15 protein-coding genes and 1 tRNA gene are annotated in these 17,171 nt (G+C 63.7%); 9 read left to right on the top strand and 7 right to left on the bottom strand.

The features are described from left to right. The first annotated feature begins 112 nt into the window (after positions 1-112). Together CO731_RS05880 and ppa are read left to right on the top strand one after the other, a co-directional pair. Positions 113-619, top strand: a complete 507-nt coding sequence (locus CO731_RS05880) for a GNAT family N-acetyltransferase (RefSeq protein ID WP_055975030.1) — start codon at positions 113-115, stop codon at positions 617-619. A gap of 115 nt (positions 620-734) precedes the next feature. Continuing rightward, on the top strand, positions 735-1,268 hold the full coding sequence (gene ppa, locus CO731_RS05875) for an inorganic diphosphatase (protein ID WP_108606355.1): 534 nt from the start codon (positions 735-737) through the stop codon (positions 1,266-1,268). A gap of 63 nt (positions 1,269-1,331) precedes the next feature. Here the strand turns inward: ppa and CO731_RS05870 are convergent, their stop codons facing one another. From CO731_RS05870 to CO731_RS05860, 3 genes are all read right to left on the bottom strand, one after another. Next, the gene (locus CO731_RS05870) at positions 1,332-1,937 is read right to left on the bottom strand and encodes a hypothetical protein (RefSeq protein ID WP_108606354.1); all 606 of its coding nucleotides are present in this window, start codon (positions 1,935-1,937) and stop codon (positions 1,332-1,334) included. 102 nt (positions 1,938-2,039) lie between these two features. Beyond that, the gene (locus tag CO731_RS05865; RefSeq protein ID WP_108606353.1) at positions 2,040-2,360 is read right to left on the bottom strand and encodes a DUF167 family protein; all 321 of its coding nucleotides are present in this window, start codon (positions 2,358-2,360) and stop codon (positions 2,040-2,042) included. 10 nt (positions 2,361-2,370) lie between these two features. After that, positions 2,371-2,661, bottom strand: a complete 291-nt coding sequence (locus tag CO731_RS05860; RefSeq protein WP_055975475.1) for a YggT family protein — start codon at positions 2,659-2,661, stop codon at positions 2,371-2,373. A gap of 311 nt (positions 2,662-2,972) precedes the next feature. Between CO731_RS05860 and CO731_RS05855 the strand changes: the two genes are divergently transcribed. Together CO731_RS05855 and CO731_RS05850 are read left to right on the top strand one after the other, a co-directional pair. Further along, positions 2,973-3,048 (top strand) — tRNA-Ala (locus CO731_RS05855). Between the two features lie 266 nt (positions 3,049-3,314). Further along, positions 3,315-4,388, top strand: a complete 1,074-nt coding sequence (locus tag CO731_RS05850; RefSeq protein ID WP_245439644.1) for an AraC family transcriptional regulator — start codon at positions 3,315-3,317, stop codon at positions 4,386-4,388. 88 nt (positions 4,389-4,476) lie between these two features. Here CO731_RS05850 and CO731_RS05845 read toward each other — a convergent pair whose 3' ends face one another. Further along, positions 4,477-5,493 carry an outer membrane protein gene (locus CO731_RS05845; RefSeq protein ID WP_245439642.1) on the bottom strand — a complete coding sequence of 339 codons (1,017 nt, stop codon included), beginning with the start codon at positions 5,491-5,493 and terminating at the stop codon, positions 4,477-4,479. A 192-nt stretch (positions 5,494-5,685) separates the two neighbouring features. Here CO731_RS05845 and CO731_RS05840 point away from each other — a divergent pair, with 192 nt between their 5' ends. Both CO731_RS05840 and CO731_RS05835 read left to right on the top strand, forming a co-directional pair. Further along, entirely contained in the window at positions 5,686-5,910 is a 225-nt protein-coding gene (locus CO731_RS05840; protein WP_108679418.1) for a hypothetical protein, read from the top strand. 223 nt (positions 5,911-6,133) lie between these two features. After that, complete coding sequence (locus CO731_RS05835) at positions 6,134-6,508, top strand: hypothetical protein (RefSeq protein WP_108606351.1); 375 nt, start codon at positions 6,134-6,136, stop codon at positions 6,506-6,508. Between the two features lie 141 nt (positions 6,509-6,649). Here the strand turns inward: CO731_RS05835 and CO731_RS05830 are convergent, their stop codons facing one another. Then, positions 6,650-7,726 carry a substrate-binding domain-containing protein gene (locus tag CO731_RS05830; protein WP_108606350.1) on the bottom strand — a complete coding sequence of 359 codons (1,077 nt, stop codon included), beginning with the start codon at positions 7,724-7,726 and terminating at the stop codon, positions 6,650-6,652. Between the two features lie 231 nt (positions 7,727-7,957). Here CO731_RS05830 and CO731_RS05825 point away from each other — a divergent pair, with 231 nt between their 5' ends. Beyond that, entirely contained in the window at positions 7,958-9,412 is a 1,455-nt protein-coding gene (locus CO731_RS05825; RefSeq protein ID WP_108606349.1) for an aldehyde dehydrogenase family protein, read from the top strand. Positions 9,413-9,526: 114 nt separating this feature from the next. After that, positions 9,527-10,510: a methionyl-tRNA formyltransferase gene (locus CO731_RS05820; protein WP_108606348.1), complete on the top strand. Its 984-nt coding sequence runs from the start codon at positions 9,527-9,529 to the stop codon at positions 10,508-10,510. 96 nt (positions 10,511-10,606) lie between these two features. Here the strand turns inward: CO731_RS05820 and CO731_RS05815 are convergent, their stop codons facing one another. Both CO731_RS05815 and torT read right to left on the bottom strand, forming a co-directional pair. Further along, positions 10,607-12,976 carry an aminomethyltransferase family protein gene (locus CO731_RS05815; RefSeq protein ID WP_108606347.1) on the bottom strand — a complete coding sequence of 790 codons (2,370 nt, stop codon included), beginning with the start codon at positions 12,974-12,976 and terminating at the stop codon, positions 10,607-10,609. 133 nt (positions 12,977-13,109) lie between these two features. Further along, positions 13,110-14,192: a TMAO reductase system periplasmic protein TorT gene (gene torT / locus CO731_RS05810; protein ID WP_108609655.1), complete on the bottom strand. Its 1,083-nt coding sequence runs from the start codon at positions 14,190-14,192 to the stop codon at positions 13,110-13,112. Positions 14,193-14,245: 53 nt separating this feature from the next. Here torT and torS point away from each other — a divergent pair, with 53 nt between their 5' ends. Beyond that, positions 14,246-17,164, top strand: a complete 2,919-nt coding sequence (torS, locus tag CO731_RS05805) for a TMAO reductase system sensor histidine kinase/response regulator TorS (protein WP_159091567.1) — start codon at positions 14,246-14,248, stop codon at positions 17,162-17,164. Positions 17,165-17,171 lie beyond the last annotated feature (7 nt).

Here is a 17,171-nt window from a genome sequence, read left to right as displayed (position 1 = left end):
AGTCCATTCGGACACACTGGGCGCCGATCTCGTTCCCAATCCTGTGAAAGGCCGGCCAGCGCGTCGGCGGACTCTTTGCAACGGCCGAAACGCGGTTTATGGTTAAGAAACTATGAACACGCTGACAATCGACATCAGGAAGGCCGAGCCCCGCGACGCGGATGCCATCGCCGAAGTGCATCACGAAGCCTGGCGCGGCGCCTACTCCGGTATCATCCCGCACCGCGCCCTGACCGCCATGATCAACCGCCGTGGCGGCGAATGGTGGGCCAACGCGATCCGTCGCGCCGCCACCGTTTTGGTCATCGAAATCGGCGGCAAGATTGCCGGCTATGCCACGCTCGGCCGCAACCGCGCCCGCGAACTCAAGCAGCAGGGCGAGATCTACGAACTCTACCTGCGCCCCGAATGCCAGGGCATCGGCCTCGGCAGCCGCCTGTTTGCTGCTGCCCGCCAGCGCCTCGCCGACCATGGCCTCAAGGGCATGGTGGTCTGGGCACTCGAGGAAAACGAGAACGCCTTGTCCTTCTATGCCGGTGCCGGAGGCCGCGACATCGCCGAGGGCGTCGAAGTCTTCGACCAGAAAGCGCTGAAGAAAGTCGCGTTCGTCTGGGAGTGACCCCGGCGCGGCACGCTTGTTGGGCCCGCCACTGGCCTTTGGTCGAATCAATATTGCATTGCACACGCGGCCCAACGCGTTTATCGGGAGGCACCTTTAATCTGGAGCTTCCCTCATGCGCATCGATGCAATCGCGATCGGCAAGAATCCACCCGAAGACGTCAACGTGATCGTCGAGGTGCCCGTTGGCGGGCAGCCGATCAAGTATGAGATGGACAAGGAAGCCGGCACGCTGGTGGTCGACCGTTTCCTCTACACCCCAATGCACTATCCGGGTAACTACGGCTTCGTGCCGCATACGCTTTCCGGCGACGGCGATCCGATCGACGTGCTGGTCTGCAACACCCGCCAGCTCATCCCCGGTTGCGTCATCAATGTGCGCCCGATCGGCGTGCTGGTGATGGAAGACAATGCCGGCCAGGACGAGAAGGTCATCGCCGTGCCCTCACCCAAGCTGACCCGCCGCTACGAGGACGTGTTCGAATACACCGACCTGCCCGAGATCACGCTCAAGCAGATCGAGCACTTCTTCGCGCACTACAAGGATCTCGAACCCGGCAAGTGGGTCAAGATCGAGGGCTGGCATGACGCCGCCTACGCCAAGAAGATGATCGTCGAGGCGATCGAACGCGCCAAGCAGAAGGCCTGAGGCCTTTCGCTCCGAGCCGGAGCCGATCAAATCCCGGGCGCGGGCGGTCCAGCCGTCCGCGCCTTAATTCGCCGTCTTGTCGACCGAGATGAATTCGGGAATGGGCTCGCCGATAAGCACGCGCTCATCGGCCCCGCAGGCAAAATCGCGGGCCTGCTCGTCGGCGATCTTGCGTGCCAGGTCGTTGGCATTGGGCTTTCCTGTCGCCAGCACCAGCCCGACCGCGCAGCCATCCGCCTTGCCCGGCTGGCCGACCTTCGCCACCACCAGCACTTCGATCTGCTTGGCCTCGCTGGCTTCGTCCTGCACGTACCAGCGGTGAATGGTCGCGAACGGCACCGACAGTCCGTCATGACTTGAGATGCGCCATTCGATCTTGCCGCCGGTCGAGTTGAAGGTGCCGAAGCTCTGCCACGGCACGCCGTCGAGCTTGGCGGGCGGGAAGCCGTAGAACATCGACACCCTGAGATCGCCGGTGAACATCAGCACCGGATATCCGCGATATCCGGGACAGGCGAAATTGGCGAAATCGCCATCGTCGGCCCCGGCCTTCTCGTAGGTGACGCAATCCTGCTCGGCCCTGATCTCGGTATAGGCGCTCGAGATTTCTTCCGCCGCCGCCATGCTCCACGGCACCACCAGCGCGATTGCGAGAACCAGCCTGCGCATCTCAGCCTCCCCGGGGATGGGCGATGGCCACATCGGCCCCGCCGGCGACTTCACGCCACTGGCCGCGAGTATGCCGCGCGGCAGCCCTTCGATCCAGAGATCTCAGTCTTTTCGTCCCGCCAGCCGGGCGAGCCTGGGTTCGAGGTCGCCCGGCGTACCGGCAACCCGCACCGTCTTCAGCCGAGAGGCACCACCGGCAATCACCGCGATCGATTTCTTGGGCATGTCGAGCGACGCAGCCAACAGCTTTTCCAGCGCTGCATTGGCCTCGCCTTTTTCGGGCACGGCGCGTACGCGCGCCGAAAGATGGCTGCGCCCGTCGGCGGTCGTCTCGATACCTTCAACCGCATCCTTCGCGGCACGCGGCGTCAGCCGCACGAACAACTCGACACCGTCACGGCATTCCCTGAAGAAGCCGGACACCGCCGGTCGCTCAGATGACGAGCGGCAGCACGGTGGTCAGGATGAACTGGCGCACGAAGAACAGCAGCAGCAAAAGGATGATCGGCGAAATGTCGATGCCGCCAAGATCGGGCATGAAGCGGCGGATCGGCTTCAGCGCCGGCTCGGTCAGGCGGAACAGCATGTTGCCGATGGTGCCGACGAACTGGTTGCGCGAGTTGACGACGTTGAAGGCATAGAGCCAGGAGAAGATCGCCGAGGCGATGATGATCCACCAGTAAAGGTCGAGGGCCAGAACGATCGTCTGAATGAGGGCGAGCATGCCGTTCTCCAATGTGTTGCCGACATTTAGCCATTGCACGCTTTTGCGGCAAGCCCCGGTCGTCTGGCCGCATCGATCGAGGCGCCGAGGTCGAGCGAATGCGCCGCGGAGGATCAGGCCTGAGCAAGACCACGGAGCAAAGGTCCTCCCGGCGAAGGATGAATGCCGGCGTTGGACAGGACTTGGTCAGGCAACGGGAGCAAAGCCTTGCGATTGCCACCACGGTTGGTGGCGCAGGCCATGTCGCCCCTGCGTCACGTGCCGCTTGACAGAAGCCGCGCGCAGCCAATAAATGCGGCCATCCGCTGGACGGGGCTGTAGCTCAGCTGGGAGAGCGCGTCGTTCGCAATGACGAGGTCAGGAGTTCGATCCTCCTCAGCTCCACCAGCGGATCAATTCCACTAAATCAGCAGCACAGTCGGTCCGCACGCTCCGCGCAACGATATCCGGGCTCGTTCGCCGTTTCATCGAAGCGACGAGCCGAACCTGGATTCTGTGCGCCGGTTCGGCACGCTGCCGGCTTGTCACCATGACTGTACGTCTCAACTGCTTGACCGAGCGTCCCAAGGCTATTGACTACTTCGACATTACCTCACCTCATACAGGTCGATCGGTGCTGTACCGGCCACAAGAAGTAGAGACACCGGTTGCGGATGGGCAAGGGCGACAGCACATTTGGTATGGCGACGCCACAGCGCGACGAATGGCCATTCCCGCCTGGCGCAGAATGTTTCGCCGCCTGGAAGAATGCGCTTTCTCTCTTGGTCGACTGTTCCATCCCTGAAGAATCCGACCCGGCGCTTTTCGATTTCCATGGCTACAGCTGGCAACTTCCGGGAGCGTTCCTGCACGTGAATGGCGGTTCGGCGTTGTCGATGTCGCGGACGCAACAGGTCATCGACGATCGACCGACCCCGCATATGGTGCTGTTCATGGTCCTGGAAGGACAGGTCACGGGCAACTACGACGGATTGATCCAGGAGCACGAGCCCGGAGACATCGTCGTCGTCGACTATTCGTTGCCCTATGAGAGTGAAACTTCAGGCTTTGAAGCGATCGCGCTGACCTTCGACAAGGCCAGCGTGCCGGCCGAGTTCCAGAACAACGCTCACGGCCTCGTGCTGACGGCGAACGACCACGCCGGCGCCATGCTGGGGATCCAGATCAAGGCACTCGTGGAGCATATCGAAGGTCTCAGCATCCACCAGAGCCAGGTGATCGTTGATGGCATCCTGCATTTTGCCGCTGCTGCGTTTGCGGCCCCGGCAACGCGCGAAAGGCGCGACAAGCGATTCCTTTTCCAGCGCGCATCGTCGACCGCGCGACTAAGGCTGTCCGATCCCGACTTCGGTCCGGATGAGTTGGCTGCCTTCCTGAACATTTCGCGATCGAAACTGTTCCGTTTGTTCGAGCCGCATGGCGGCGTACAGCGCTGGATGCTCGCCGAACGGCTAAGGGGGAGTTTGCAGGGCATCCTGCGGTCAACCCCGGATCACAAGATAGCCGCCATTGCCCGCAACCACGGGTTTCGCAGCGAGGCGCACTTCAGCCGGGCCTTCCAGAAGCGTTATCGGATCAGTCCGAGTTCCGTCCGCACGCTCGCCAGGGACTCATTGCGGATGGCAAAGTATGAGACCTTGCTGAAACAGGGCGGCGGCAACGGCGGCGCGATCGTCGAAGCCTGGCTTGCGTCTGCTCGAGGCGGAGAGTTGGAAGAGACAGGGTGACCTGTGCCGCAGGCCGGCGATTTTGCAGGCCGCGCACCAAACGGAAAGAGCGGCCCGAAAGCCGCCCTTTGCGTCTCACGCTCCCTGATCAGAACTTGTAGTTCAGGCCGGTCTTGAGCGTGTGGAATGCGGTATCCATTTCGATCCGATCTCCAGTGTAGATAAGATTCGTCGCCTTCAGGCTGCCGAGATCGACGTAGAGATATTCTGTCTTCAGCGTGATGTCGTTGGTGATGCCATATTCGACGCCGGCGCCGGCGGTCCAACCCAAATTGGTGTCGGCAAGCGCCTCGTTGAACCCGTCGCTATCGCTGTCGGAATACGAAATCCTGCCATAGGCGGCGCCGCCCGTGCCGTAGAACAGGATATTGTCCTGGGCGTAGCCGAGACGGCCACGCAGCGTGCCGAACCAGTCGATCTGGATCGCGTAGCGAGAACTGAAGCCTTCGCTCGACGACTCGCTGTGTTCGGCCTTGATCCCTGACAAGGAGAAATCCACCTCGACGCCCGCGACCCAATTGGGCGCGAGTTGGTGGTTGTAGCCGGCCTGAACACCACCGAAACCACCGAACGCCCTGTCGCTGACGTTGTAGCCAATCGGGCCAACCTCGGTTTCAATGAGGTAGGAATTATCGAATTCGCCACCGCCGATGCCGCCATGGACGCCGATGTAGAGACCGCTCCAGTCATAGGCGAAGCGTTCAGCAACCGGCGCCGGAACTGGCTCGCTGATCACGTCTGCGGCCTGTGCCGAGGCCAGTCCCAGGATAAAAATGGCGTAAATCGTAGTAATTCTGGCAGAATTTTTCACAACAAACCTCAAGATTCGCACATGGGGAGCAATAACGTTCCTATCATGAGGGATTGATCGGGCGCCTTGACCGAGCGTCTCATCTTGATGACTGCACGTCCCAATCTGCGCGGCTGCCTCGTCCGGGGCAGTGACAGCGCAATCTGACGATGGCAAAGCCAGCACTGGCAGTTCACCGAATGCTCTGCCGGTGGCTGGCGCGCGCAATGTATGCTTCTTGCGTTGCGCCAGCCTCTTGCACCCTGGTTTGGCGGCGCCTGATCGAGCCGGCAACAAGCCGCGCGCCAAACGCATGACTGCGCGTCTCAACTTGATGACCGGACGTCCCAATGTGCTCGCTCGCCTCGCTCGAGGCAGTGACAGGGTGATCGGCATAACAGACAGATATCCTCGGTTTTGCTCATAAGCCTGCTTGCCGGCCCGTGGTGGCCTGCGAGACATGCGCAAGATCGAACAAGGGAGCGAGCGCCAGGGAGGGGCACGAGCATGCCAGACGAAGCCGTTCACATGCAGCAGATCGGTGAATCACCGGTGGAGCAACCCGCTCACCAGCAACCTTCATATTGGGGCCGGGCACTTGGCAAGGCATGGGCATATGTCACGTTGACCGGCTCACCTTCGCAGCAAGACCAGCCGGCGGACGGGCTGGAGGCATTCGACATGCTCGGCGGCTGGAAGGGTCCCGACGCCAGGCGGCGCAACATCGGCTAGCAGGTGCCTCGCCGGTCACTTTGCCGGCAACGGCATGAGGATATGACTGCTCGTCTCATCTTCATGACCGGACGTCCCAATGTGATGTTCAAGGAAGTGACAGCCCAAACCTGACCGTGCGAGAGCAACTGCGGCAGCCAAGCGAACGCTCTGCTGGTGATCGGAGCGCGCAAATATTTGTTCCGTTGTCGACTTTTGAAAACCATGAAATCTTGAGGGGAAAATGCCAAATATTTCCAGAATGTACTTCATTACCGCCATCTGCTTCCTGGTGGCCGGAATTCTGGTCGGTCTGCATATGTCGATTACTCAAAACTTCGCTGCGACTGGCGCGCACGCGCATACAAACCTGCTGGGTTGGGTGACAATGTCCATTTTCGGGACATTTCACGCGCTTAACCCGCGTGGCGCCGGGACCCGTTTAGCGAAAGCGCAGTACTATGTTTACACGGGCGGAGTGATCGTGATGACGCCCGCTCTCTACCTGCTCTTGACCGGGAACCCGTCAATGGGGCCAGTAGTTGCCGTGTCGTCCTTCGTGGTGTTCGCCGGCGTTCTGATGTTCGCTGCCATCATATTTCGCGCTCGCGCAGAATAGGCTGTCGGCGTCGCCGCGCGCTAGCGGCGACTGCCTTGGCTTGGTCCATCCAGCCGGCGCCGAGTGGCGTCTGCTGGATGGCGTCGACGAGTGATGGCGAACTCGGGTCCGGACAAGCCGCTGCCCGCCTCGCATGCACCGCTACTCCGTCGTCCGGAACACCTCGCGCACGGTCTTGATCGAGCCGGCGTCATTGACGCTGTAGCCCGGCAATTGCGAGATCGCGGCGTGGAATTCCTCGCCGCGCATGATCGACAGCACGCGCTTGACGGCGTCGACTTCCAGGATCTCCTTGCGGCAGACGAAGAAGTAGTCCTCGGTCACCAGCCGGACGAAGTCGAGATCGAACTGCCTCGCCGCGGCTTCGACGCCGAAGGCGACATCGGCCATGCCGCTGGCAACATAGGCGGCAACGGCGGCATGGGTGAATTCGGCATGCTCGTAGCCGTTGATGCGGGAGCTGTCGATGTGGTGCTGGGCGAGCAGGTGGCCGAGCAGCATCCGCGTGCCGGAATCCGGGTCGCGGTTGACGAAACGGAGCTGCGGATCGAGCAGCCGCTCGAGCGAGGTGATGCCGAGCGGGTTTCCGCGCGCCACCATCAGCCCCATCTCGCGCGTCACGAAGCCGATGACGCGATGCGCGCTCGGCGTCAGCCAGCCCTTGCTCGCCGCGATGGCGCGCTTGCGCAGTTCGCCCTGCGGCAGGTGCATGCCGGCCAGGTCGCAACCGTCATGCGCCAGCGAGGCCAGCGAATTCTGGTTGCTGACATAGCGGAAATCGACCCCGATATCTGGCTCGCGGCTGAGCAGTTCCCTGAGTTTTGGCACCGCAAAACCATGGCTGGCGTGGACCCGCAGGATCAGCGGGCCATGCGGCAGCAACTGGTTGATCTCGGTCTCCAGTTCCTGCGACAGGTTCTGCAGCAATGGTCCCAGGCGCGCCTCGAGCCTCTGGCCGGCCCACACCAGCTTGTCGCCAAAGGGCGTGAGATTCGTGCCGCTGCCCTGCTTGCGCACCACCAGCGGCGTGTCGAAAAAAGCCGACCACTTCTCGATCAGGTTCCAGGCGTGGCGGTAGGAGACGCCGGCGAGATCGGCGGCCTTGGTGATCTTGCCGCTCGCCCGTATCTCGGCGAGGAAACCGAGCATGATCTGCAAGGATTGTGAATCCGCGCTGCGCCTGAAGCGCCAGACGGGATCGATCTCGATACGGATCATCGCTACCTCCCAACCGCCTCGGCCGAAGCAGATATGAACTAACATTCATATCTTCTCTATCGGCAAACCGGCAGTCGAGATCATGTCTCAGGGCGCAAAGTTAGGCAATAAATATCTTATTCCCACAGGAAAATATCTTTCCTACGGTGAGATCAGTCTCGCGGCGGTGGCTGGAGGAACCGAGCTTCCATCGCGATATAGGAACTGCAGTTCATATGTGGAGGAAGACCCGTGGTATACGCCTTTTCCGACTGGACCCAAAAGCTGCTGATTGACGGCAAGCGGGTCGACGCGCTCTCCGGCCGCACCTTCGACACGCTCGACCCCTCGACAGGCAACGTCATCGCCAGGATCGCCGAGGCCGACGCGGCCGATGTCGATGCTGCCGTACGCTCTGCCCGCGCTGCTTTCGAGGGCGACTGGGGCCGGATGCGCGCCAGCGAGCGCGGCCTGCTGATGCTCAGGCTGGCCGAGCTGATCCGCCAGAACGAGGACGAGCTGGTCAACCTGGAAAGCCTCGACAGCGGCAAGCCGGTTTCGGCCATCCGCCGCCAGGACCTGCCGGCGGTCATCGACACGCTGGTCTATTATGCCGGCATGGCCGACAAGATAAACGGCCAGGTCATCCCGGCGCGCCAGGACGCGCTGACCTACACCGTGCGCGAGCCGCTCGGCGTCGTCGGCGCCATCATCCCGTGGAATTTCCCGCTGATGATCGGCATGTGGAAGATTGCGCCGGCGCTGGCCTGCGGCTGCACCGTCGTGCTGAAGCCGGCCGAAATCACACCGCTGACTGCGCTCCGCATCGGTGAGCTGGCGCTCGAAGCCGGTTTCCCCGCCGGCACGCTCAATGTCGTGCCGGGTTTCGGCAAGATCGCCGGTCAGGCGATCGTCGACCATCCCGACATCGACAAGGTCACCTTCACCGGCTCGCCGGTGGTGGGACGGCAGATCCTGCGCGGTGCCGCCGGCAATTTGAAGCGGGTGACGCTGGAACTCGGCGGCAAGTCGGCCAATATCATCTTCCCCGACGCCGACCTCGATGCCGCGGTCAAGGCAGCCGGTGCCGGCATCTTCTTCAACACCGGCCAGGTTTGCTCGGCCGGGTCGCGCATCCTCGCCCATGAATCCATCTATGACGAAGTTGTCGAGCGTCTAGCGGCACGAGCGAATTCCACCCGCATCGGCGACCCGCGCGAAACCTCGACTGCCATGGGGCCGCTGGTCTCCGAAGTGCAGATGAAGCGCGTGCTCGACTACATCGAGATCGGCAAGAACGAAGGCGCCACCCTGGTCGCCGGCGGCAGCCGCCATGGAGACGTCGGCTACTACGTCCAGCCGACCGTCTTTGCCGACGTCGAGCACGAGATGCGCATCTCGCAGGAAGAGATATTCGGACCGGTCGCCACCGTCATCAAGTTCAAGGACGACGAGGACGCCCTGCGCATCGCCAACGGCACGGTCTACAGCCTCGCTGCCGGCGTGTGGACCGGCGACATCGGCCGGGCCCATCGCTTCACGCGGCGGCTGAAGGCCGGCACCGTCTGGGTCAACACCTACGGCCCGACCGACATCAGGTTGCCATGGGGCGGCGCCCGCGATTCCGGCTTCGGCCGCGAGCATGGCGACATGGCGGTCGAGAATTTCACCGAGCCCAAGGTCGTCTGGATCAACACCGGCCGCTGACACCGCGCCTCGCCTGAAGGCGGGGCGCTCTCCAATCATCCCTGAGGACATCGGCAACCCTGCCCCCGGCAAGGCTCGGAGAAGCTTTGCCAAATTCTGGAGGAGTACAGCATCATGCGAATTGCCATCATTGGACAGCAGGCATTCGGACAAAGCGTATTGGAGGCGTTCCTGGCCCGCGGCGATGAAGTCGCCGGTGTGTTCTGCGCACCAGAAAAGGCCGGCGCCAAGCCAGACCCGCTGCGGGTGGCGGCCGAAAAGGCCGGCCTGAAGGTCTTCCAGCTGCCGAGCCTCAAGGGCGAAGCGGCGGAAAACGCGCTGCGTGCGCTCGATGTCGATCTCGCCGTCATGGCCTATGTGCTGCAGTTCGCGCCGCAGGACTTCGTCAACATCCCCAGGCACGGCACCATCCAGTACCACCCCTCGCTGCTGCCGAAGTATCGCGGCCCGAGCTCGATCAACTGGCCAGTGATCAAAGGCGACACCCAGACCGGGCTCACCATCTTCCGCCCGACCGACGGCCTCGACGAAGGCCCGGTGATCCTGCAGAAGAACGTCGACATCGGTCCCGACGACACGCTCGGCAGCGTCTATTTCGACTGGCTGTTCCCGCTCGGAGTCGACGCCATGCTGGAGGCGGCGGACCTCGTCGTTGCGGGCAAGCACAGTGAAGTCGAGCAGGATGAGAGCCAGGCCTCCTACGAGGGCTGGTGCAAGGATGCCGAAGCCAAGATCAACTGGCACGCCCATGTCGACACCGTCCACAACCTCATCCGCGGCTGCGACCCGGCGCCAGGCGCATGGACGACGGTCAACGGCACCAAGGTGCGGCTGTTCGAGGCGCGCAAGCACCTGGCACGCCGGTTCGAGGATGTCACCGGCAAGCCCGGCGAGATCGTCTCGATCGGCGAGCGCAGCATCGGCATTTCGGTGCAGGGTGGTGTGGTGGAGATCTTCAAGGTCCGTACCGAAGCCGGGCAGAAGCTCTCTGGCGCTGGCCTCGCCGACACCTTCGGCTTGAAGCCGGGCATGAAGCTCGGCACTGACGCGCCCGCACCGGCCCCAGCCCCTGCAAGGATTGCCGAGCCGGTCAGCTGAAACATATTTCCCGCGTCGGCCATTGGCCGACCATCCTCCCGCGAAGCCGCCGAGCAATCGGCGGCTTTTGCTTTGCGTGGCCTTTGGAGCTTACGCCTACGACCGTGGCTTTTCCTTCTTGGGATCGTAGTGGGCGAAAGGCACGATCCTGGCCGGCAGGCGCTTCTGGTGGCCGTCGAGCTTGCCGATCTCGACCTCGGTGCCGACATTGGCGTGGGTGGCGTCGACGCGGGCGAGCGCGATGTTCTTGTTCAGCACCGGCGAGCGCATCGACGAGGTGACGATGCCGATCTGGGCGCGGCCGATATGGACGCAGTCGCCATGGCCGACGACGACGTTACTGTCGATGTCGAGGCCGACCAGCTTGTGGATCGGGTTGTCCTTGCGCCTGATCAGCGCCTCGCGGCCGATGAAGTCGTCGGTCTTGGTCTTCAGCGGCACGGTGAAGCCGATGCCAGCCTCGAACGGGTCGGTCTGGTCGGAGAACTCGTAATTGGCAAAGATCAGCCCGGCCTCGATGCGCACCATGTCGAGGGCGGCAAAGCCCATCGGCTTGAGCCCATGCGGCTGGCCCGCTTCCCACACCGCGTCGAAGACCTTTTCGGCGTCGCGCGGATGGCACCAGACCTCGTAGCCGAGCTCGCCGGTATAGCCGGTGCGCGAGACCACGATCGGCACCCCTTGCGCATCGCCGATGCGGCCGATGGTGAAGCGGAACCATTCGAGCTCGCTGAGCGCCGGCTGGTGCGGCGGCGTCCAGACGATCTCCTTGAGGATGTCGCGGCTGTTGGGGCCCTGCACGGCGATGTTGTGCATCTGGTCGGTCGAGGAGCGGATGAGCACCTTGAGACCGAGCTTTTCCGCCACTTCGCGCAGCCACACGCCGGAATAGTCGTCACCGCAGATCCAGCGGAAATTGTCCTTGCCGAGGCGCAGCAAGGTGCCGTCGTCGATCATGCCGCCGTGCTCGTAGCACATCGCGGTATAGACGACCTGGCCGACGCCGAGCTTCTTGACGTCGCGGGTCAGCGTGTACTGCATCAGGGCTTCTGCATCCGGGCCCGTCACCTCGAACTTGCGCAGGGCGGAAAGATCCATCACCACCGCCTTCTGGCGGCAGGCCCAGTATTCCTCGATCGGGCCTTCCTTGGCGAATTCCTGCGGCAGCCAGAAGCCCTTGTATTCGATGAAGTTGCGCGTGTGCTTGGCAAAGCTTGAATGGAAGGCGGTCTCACGGGTCATTTTGGGTTCGGCCTCCGGGGTCGTGCGTCTGGCGATCGCGCGCGAGAATTTGTGCTGGCCGGAATAGGTCCGGACGTGGATGTCGGTGAGGTTCCAGCCATTGGCCGGGGTGGTGTCGTCGGGGCAGGCCGAGGAGACGCAGACGATGTCGGTCAGGGCTCTCAGCAGCACATAGTCGCCCGGCCGCGACCAGGGTTCGTCGGAGAACATCACGCCATGGGCGTCGATGCCGGTGTTGAAGAAGAAGTTGACCGCCATCCAGCCGGCACGGGCGTTGACGCCATGCGGGGTCAGTGCGCCGTTGAAGTTCTCCGAGCAGTTGATGTGGCCGGGATAGCCGATGTCGTCGTAATATTTGGCGTAGCAGGCGAGCGCGAACGCGTCGTGCCGGCCGCAGGTGTCCTGGATGACCTCGACCAAAGGCTCGAAATCCTGGTCGAAATATTTGGCATGCAGGCCCGGCATCGGATAGGCGTGGCCCATCAGCGAGCGGGTGGCGGTGACGTCGAGGGCAAGGTCGCGGCCCTTGTCGAGCTTGCGCGCCGAGAAGCACTGGAAGTCGGTGCACTGGCGACCGTCGACGTCGATGATCTGGATGTAGTCGCCGGCCTTGACGAAGAAGGACTCGGCCGTCTTCGACTTGACCCTGAGGTCGAGCAGCGGATCGGCGAGCGGATCGGGCAGGTCGGACTTGCCGGCGGGCCTGATCGTCGCGTGCTTGATCATCACCGCAAGCGGCGTCGAGGTGTCATGGCTGTCGATCGCCATCGCAGCACCGGGGGCAGCGACCACCAGCGTGCCCGGACGGGTGACGGTGAAGCTCTCTTCGGTGCCTGCAGCGGTCGCACCATCGAAGAAGCGCACGGCCTCGACACGGCCGAGTTCGAGCTTGCGCCGCGCCAGCCCGGCGCGGAACGCCTGCAGGCTGTCGTCGCCGTCGACCAGAAGCGCCTTGAGCCCGGCAGCATCGCTGTTCGAGCGTGTGCCCAGGATGCCCGGATCGGCCTTGCCGGCGGCATCGAAGGCCACCAGCTCGCAAGGCTGGCCGCCCTCGAGGTTGCGCACCGTCACGCGGTCGCCGGCCTCGATCTCGATCAGTGCGGCGCCCAAGCCCGGCACATGGTAACGCTCCATGCCCGGCAACAGCAGCCCGGGCTGCAGGATGAGACTCGGCCGCGGCGGGCCGGAGGTCACGGCGGGGTAGTTTTCACCTGTCGTAGCCATCACCGCTCTCCTCGCAGCAATCGTGAGATCCTGAACGTCAGGCTACCTGCAGGCTGTGAACCAGTCCGCCGAGATACGTGAAAATCGGCGGCGCTTATGTGAAAAATTGTAACCGGACAGCGGTCAGGCCGCCTCACTGGACCTGGAAGGTCGGCTTGAACCAGGCCGGCGCCAGGCTTCGCTCGAGATCGAGCGACTGCACGTTGGTCCGGTCGACAATCTCGACCGGCGGCCCGACATGGCGATAGCGTAGCGTGCCTTCGATCGCCCGGATGGCCTGGTCGATGGCGATGCGGCCCTGCAGCGGCGGCGAATCAGTGGGCGCGGCCACGACCTTGCCCCGGTTGATTTCCCGGAAGGTGCCATGGGTGAAATAGTCTGCCAGGATCCTCACCTGGTTTGCCCGCCCCTGGGCCCTGAGGATGCTGACTGCGGCGTCCGCCGTCGGCGCGCTGCCGACGATGTAGTCGATATTGGGCTGCGTCTCGAGCAGTTCCTCGATCAAAAGCAGCTGGATCTCCACGCCGGTGTCGCCCCATTTGACGGCGGCGATTTCGGCCGAACTCTGCTTCAGCGCGCCGCGGAAACCGGCCTCGACGAACTTGACCCAGCCGGCCCCCTTGGGCCCGGGAAACCACGCCACCCTGACCGGCATGGTGCCGGCGGGATGAAGGCGGGCGAGATAGGCGCCGATCGACCGCCCCATCTCCTCCCACGAAACGCCCGACTTGGCCGTGATGCCGGCGCCGTCGATGTCGTTGACCGAGGCGATGACCGGGATGCGACGAGCGATCTCCTTGATCGTCGGCGTCAGCCCTTCATAGGACACGGTCCCGACGATCAAGGCGTCGGCGGTGGCGCTGCAGGTCCTGATCTGTTCGATCTGGCGGTCGAGATTGGGATACCCCCCAGCTTCGACGACGGTCAGTTTCACGCCGGCCGAGCGCGCCTGCTCGACCATGCCGTAGTTGACGCTGACCCAGTAGGAATCCTTGAGATGCGGATAGGAGGCGCAGATGCGCCAGGCTTTCGCGGCCTTCGCCACCGGCTGGTAGTCGATCGCCGTCGCCGGCCGGGAATAACCGAACGGCTCCTCCCACGCATTGAGCTTCCATGTGCCCGCAGCATCCTCGGCCATGGCTGGATGACCGCCACCGAGCGCCAGCAAGGCGGCAACAAGGAAGCTCGAGCGATCAAGGCGTGCCGGCAATTTCATCGGCGCAAGCTAGACAGCTTACGTCGGCAGCGCAAACCATGGTTATATGGTCCATGCTTCATCGTTTCGGTATCGGCGGAAGGCTGTTCCTCGCCTTCCTGTGCATCACGGGATTGTCGTTGTCGTCGGGCATCGCCAGCTGGCTGATCCTGCGCAACATCGCCGACGCCCAGGCCGTGGTGAACGCACAGGCGCTTCCCGCGGTGGCGGCAACCCAGCACACCGCCGAACTCAGCGCCAAGCTGATTGCCACCGCCCCGGCCCTTGCCGCCGTGCGTTCGCCCGACGAATTGCTGGCCGAGCAAGGCAAGCTCTCTGAGCTGTCGCAACAACTCGTCAAGTCGCTGACCGAGGTCAGGCGGCTGTCGATCGATCCCAAGCTCGTCGAGGAGTTTGCCGGCTCGGTCGAAAAGATGCTCGCCAACCTCAAGGAGAACAACGAGCTGGTGCGCCAGCGGTTGGACGAGGACAAGGCCTATCGCGAAGGCGCGGAGGCTGCGGCAACAGCTGCCCAGTCGATCCTGCTGCTTTCCGAGACGCTGATTTCCAACGCGTCCGCCGGTGCCTCGGCGGTGACGGCCAATCTGTACGGACTGATCGGCGATCCCGCGCGCCGCGAAGACGCCTACACCGCCGTCGACCGGTTGATCGAGCACGACATCTACCTGATGGAGCGCATGTATGAGCTGCGCCACCGCAGCGCCCAGGTAAGCCTTTTGATCAACCGGCTTGGCCGGGCAGAGTCGCGCTCCGAGATCAGCGAGATCAGCGGCATCTTCCAGGACCACATGAAAGTCATCCGGCGCCGGATCCTGAGCATCGACGATCCGGTGCGGCGCAAGCAGGGCGTCGCCTTCTTCGGCGCCATCGAGGCCGCCGCCGGCGAGGTGCCGGTGTCGGGCTCGATCTTCGGCCGCCGCCAGCAGGTCATCGACCTGGCCGGCAGGCTCGACGCCATGGCCCAGGCAAATCGCGATCTTGCCGTGACCCAGAATCAGGTCGCCCGGGACATTCTCGACCGCTCCGACGAGTTCGCCAGGACAACGGCCGACCGCGCCGACGACGCCGTCCGCATCGGCGTCATCGTGCTCGTCGTCACCCTGCTCGGCGCCATCCTGGCTTCGGGCGCGATCGTCTGGCTCTATGTCGAGCGCAACCTTGTCCGCCGTTTGAGCAGCCTTTCGCGCGCCATGCAGCGGCTGACGGCAGGCGACCTCGATGTCACCGTGACCGACACCGGCGACGACGAACTGCGCACCATGGCCGTCGCCGTCAACCAGTTCCGCGACGAGTCGCGCCGGCGCCTCGAGCTGGAGCAGGACCGCGAACGCATCACCGACGAGCTCAGGCGTCACCGCGAAGAGCTCCAGCAACTCGTCGAGGAGCAGACCGAGCAGATCAGGCAGGTCAACACCCGCCTGCGCCAGGAGGCGATCGACCACGACCAGGCGCGGGCGCGGGCCGAGCAGGCAAGCAGCGCCAAGTCGGCGTTCCTCGCCACCATGAGCCACGAGATCCGGACGCCTATGACGGGAATGCTCGGCATGATGCGCCTGCTCGCCGACACCAGGCTCGGCCCCAGGCAACGCGAGCACCTGTCGGTCGCGGCGAATTCCGGCGAGGCGCTGCTCGGCATCCTCAACGCCATCCTCGACTACTCCAAGGTCGAGTCGGGCAATGTCGCCGTCGAGAAGGTCGACTTCGACCTGTCGAAGCTGGTTACCGGCGTCGTCGCCTTCATGCGCCCGATGGCGACGGAAAAGGGCCTCGACCTTTGGCTCGAAATCGACCCGAAGCTGGCCCCTGCCTTTACCGCCGACGCCGGCAAGATCCGCCAGGTCCTGTTCAACCTGGTCAGCAACGCGATCAAGTTCACCGAGCACGGCCATGTCCGGGTCAAGGTGACGCTCGCCGCCAGCGCCAGGCAGGCGCAGACCGTGCGGCTCGCCGTTTCGGACTCCGGCATCGGTATTTCGCCGGAACGGCAGGATGACATCTTCCAGGCCTTCACCCAGATGGACGCCTCCATCACTCGCCGTTTCGGCGGCACCGGACTGGGCCTGGCGATCAGCCGCGAATACGCCCGGCTCATGGGTGCCGATCTCTCGGTCAGTTCGCGCCAGGGCGCAGGCAGCATCTTCACGCTCGAGATGCCGTTACAGAAGGCCGCGCTCGAAGCCGGCCTTCCCGCCGTCAGGAGCCGCCGTACGCGCAAGGCCGCGGCCTCGCCGCGCAACATTCTGCTCGTCGAGGACGACGACGCCACCAGGCTAGTCTCGACCACGCTGCTGTCCCAGGCCGGCCACCATGTGAAGGCGGTGAGTTCGGGCTACCTTGCCCTGGAAGCCATTGCCGACTTCAAGCCCGAGATCGTGGTGATGGACGTCAGCCTGCCCGGCATAGACGGCATCGAGACGATGAAACGGCTGCGCACCGCGCTGTCGGCGCCCGACCTGCCCGTCATTGCGATGTCGGCGCATGTGTTCAAGTCCGATATCGACCGCTACCTCGATTCAGGCGTCGATGCCTTCGTGGCAAAACCCATCGTCCACGAGCATCTGCTCGATGCGGTGGCAGCACTGGCCAAGCGCCCGGCCGCAACCCGTCAGCCCATCGTCGCGCTCGACGTTGCGGCCTGCCAGGCCGATCTCGACGCGCTCGGCGCCGAGACGGTGCAGCGGCTGCATCGCATCGCCCACGACAGCCTGCCCGGACGTTTTAGGTCCATGCACGATGCCCTGGAAACCGGCGATCGCAAGACCCTCGGCGATCTCGCCCACGCGACGCGAAGCTCGGCCGGTTCGCTCGGATTTCCGCGCCTGCTGCAGGCTGCCGAAGCGCTCGAAGCGGCTGCGGCCGATGAGCCCGTCGCCGGGCTGAGGCGCATGGTCAAGGATTGCGAGGCAGCCTTTGCCGAAGGCACGCGGCAATGGCAGAAGATGCTGGAGGCCGACCCGGCGCATTCGGCCTGAGGGCCGA

It is taken from the genome of Aminobacter sp. MSH1, assembly GCF_003071665.1.
In the GTDB taxonomy this organism is placed as follows: Bacteria; Pseudomonadota; Alphaproteobacteria; order Rhizobiales; family Rhizobiaceae; genus Aminobacter; species Aminobacter niigataensis.
This window is presented reverse-complemented; position numbering and strand designations above follow the sequence as displayed.

Bases quoted from the DNA above. Each gene is read 5' to 3' on its own strand.
- CO731_RS05820 (WP_108606348.1), top strand. From the start codon at position 9,527: ATGCGAATTGCCATCATTGGACAGCAGGCATTCGGACAAAGCGTATTG.
- CO731_RS05860 (WP_055975475.1), bottom strand. From the start codon at position 2,661: ATGCTCGCCCTCATTCAGACGATCGTTCTGGCCCTCGACCTTTACTGG.
- ppa (WP_108606355.1), top strand. From the start codon at position 735: ATGCGCATCGATGCAATCGCGATCGGCAAGAATCCACCCGAAGACGTC.
- torT (WP_108609655.1), bottom strand. From the start codon at position 14,192: ATGAAATTGCCGGCACGCCTTGATCGCTCGAGCTTCCTTGTTGCCGCC.
- CO731_RS05880 (WP_055975030.1), top strand. From the start codon at position 113: ATGAACACGCTGACAATCGACATCAGGAAGGCCGAGCCCCGCGACGCG.
- CO731_RS05815 (WP_108606347.1), bottom strand. From the start codon at position 12,976: ATGGCTACGACAGGTGAAAACTACCCCGCCGTGACCTCCGGCCCGCCG.
- CO731_RS05830 (WP_108606350.1), bottom strand. From the start codon at position 7,726: ATGATCCGTATCGAGATCGATCCCGTCTGGCGCTTCAGGCGCAGCGCG.
- torS (WP_159091567.1), top strand. From the start codon at position 14,246: ATGCTTCATCGTTTCGGTATCGGCGGAAGGCTGTTCCTCGCCTTCCTG.
- CO731_RS05835 (WP_108606351.1), top strand. From the start codon at position 6,134: ATGCCAAATATTTCCAGAATGTACTTCATTACCGCCATCTGCTTCCTG.
- CO731_RS05840 (WP_108679418.1), top strand. From the start codon at position 5,686: ATGCCAGACGAAGCCGTTCACATGCAGCAGATCGGTGAATCACCGGTG.
- CO731_RS05845 (WP_245439642.1), bottom strand. From the start codon at position 5,493: ATGCGTTTGGCGCGCGGCTTGTTGCCGGCTCGATCAGGCGCCGCCAAA.
- CO731_RS05850 (WP_245439644.1), top strand. From the start codon at position 3,315: ATGGGCAAGGGCGACAGCACATTTGGTATGGCGACGCCACAGCGCGAC.
- CO731_RS05870 (WP_108606354.1), bottom strand. From the start codon at position 1,937: ATGCGCAGGCTGGTTCTCGCAATCGCGCTGGTGGTGCCGTGGAGCATG.